2 protein-coding genes are annotated in these 1,783 nt (G+C 71.5%); one reads left to right on the top strand and one right to left on the bottom strand.

Annotation, left to right across the window (positions count from 1 at the left end; all coding sequences use genetic code 11):
• The first annotated feature begins 239 nt into the window (after positions 1 to 239).
• Positions 240 to 746 (top strand): hypothetical protein, encoded by a 507-nt coding sequence (locus tag ACY45C_RS15920; protein ID WP_462188375.1) that lies wholly within the window; start codon positions 240 to 242, stop codon positions 744 to 746.
• 16 nt (positions 747 to 762) lie between these two features.
• Here ACY45C_RS15920 and ACY45C_RS15915 read toward each other — a convergent pair whose 3' ends face one another.
• The gene (locus tag ACY45C_RS15915) at positions 763 to 1,407 is read right to left on the bottom strand and encodes a TIGR03086 family metal-binding protein (protein ID WP_462188374.1); all 645 of its coding nucleotides are present in this window, start codon (positions 1,405 to 1,407) and stop codon (positions 763 to 765) included.
• Between the last annotated feature and the right edge of the window lie 376 nt (positions 1,408 to 1,783).

Genomic DNA, 1,783 nt, shown 5'->3' with positions numbered 1-1,783 from the left:
ACCGAGTGGCGGGACGGAAGCCGGCGTCCTGAGCTCCTGAGCCCGGCGGGACCCGGGCGGCCCCTCGGCCCAAGATCCGACTCCCATCCGGCGTGCCGCTGCCCCGCGGAGCCCGTCGCGATCAGCTACGGTCACCCAATGCGGAGGGATTCCGTGGCCGCCGTCGGATACCGACGCCTACAGTTGTGCTCACGGGTATTCACTCCAGGTATCGATACGCCGGACGGTCGGAGACGGTCGTGAGCTTTCCGGTGGATTCCGGTGACCGTCGCACCGTGCGGCTGCTCCTGGCCCTGCTCGTCGTTGTGAGCGCCGTGGCCGCGTTCGCCGTCGGCGGTCTGATCGCGACGTCCGGGTTACGGGTGAGCTGGGGACGCGCCGAGGGCGCCGCGGCAGCGGCCGAGGTCCCCGTCGCCAAGGACGGCTCGCTGCCGGCAGCGATCGGCAGGCTGGGCATCGGCGGCGGCTCGGATCCCTCGTCACTCACGGATCCCTCGCCACTCACGGTGGGCCCCTCCCCGAAGAGCGGGCCTTCGCCGGCCACCGTGTCACCGGCACCGACGGATGCGGGCGGGGCGAAACACCCGGTGCCAAGCCCGGTGCCAAGCCCGGTGCCAAGCCCGGTGCCAAGTGGCGAGGGCCCGTCTACACCCACGGCACCGAGCCCGCAACACAGCTGCGCGGCCCCGGCTACCTCCGCACCCGGCGGGTCGGGCGCCCCCATCCTCATCTACCCGTTGTGCTGATATCCGTTGTGCCGAGCTATCCGCCGGATCCGGGCCGCCAGTCGGGCGAGCGGCCGGTGAGGGTCAGCAGCCTCGTCCACTCGTCGGCGTCATCCGGGACCGGCACCGGGCGGGCGAAGATGCCGGCCGCCCGCCAAGCGTCGATCTGCGACGCCAAGTGCTCGTGGACCCGGTGCACGAGGTCCCGGTCGGACCCGACGCCCGCCGCCGACGAGGTGTCACCGGCCCGCCGGCCGTGCATGTCGATCGCCCGCGCCAGATCCCAGCCGTGGATCAGTAGATCGGCGGTCAACTGGAAGGCGTACTCGCTCGCCGGCGTGGGGCCGAAGGAGAGGACCGGCACCGACGCCCAGGCTCCCGGGCGGTTCCAGGCGTCCCGTGCCCCACGGGCCGCCGCCGGCCAGCTCGCCACGGGATCCGCCCCGAGCTGATCGCCGTCGAACCGGGGGCCGATGTCAGCCATGGTGAGGCCGGCCAGCAGCGGCGGCACCCATAGCTGCTCCACGGTGAGGTGGTTGACGAGCGCGCGGACGTTCCAATCCCGGCAGGGCGTGGGCGCATCCCACCCGCCGGGCGGCACCGCCCGCACCTGCGCGTCGAAGAGGTCCAGCGCCCGGACGAGCGCGTCGTGACGTTCCGCGACGGTCAGCATGGTCGCCATCGCACCGCTCCCTTCATCCGTCGCGGTACCGATCCCGGGCCCGCGCGGGTCGTCCCGGACCGGGGTGGACTCGGTTCCGGCCGGCGATCCGCAGACCCCACCGGCCTACCCCGCACATCGGCATGCACTCTCACCTGCCGCGACGGCCTCACGATCCGTTGCCTCATGGCCCGTTGCCTCACGATGGCCCGTTGCATCGCGGTTCGCGACCGTGCTGCTTGCGGAACCGTCCCAGTAGGGGAGACGAATCACTGGTGTTCCTTGGGGCATTGTGGTAGTCCTCGGGGCGTTGTGGTAGACGGTCATAAATCTGGCTTCCAGCTCCGCCGCGGAGGTTTCCCACGAGGCGAGAGGGTAAACATTCACCTGCTTTAGT

This window comes from Frankia sp. CcWB2, assembly GCF_977927585.1.
Note: the sequence above shows the minus strand (reverse complement) of the source record. Positions and strands in the feature narration are given on the sequence as shown.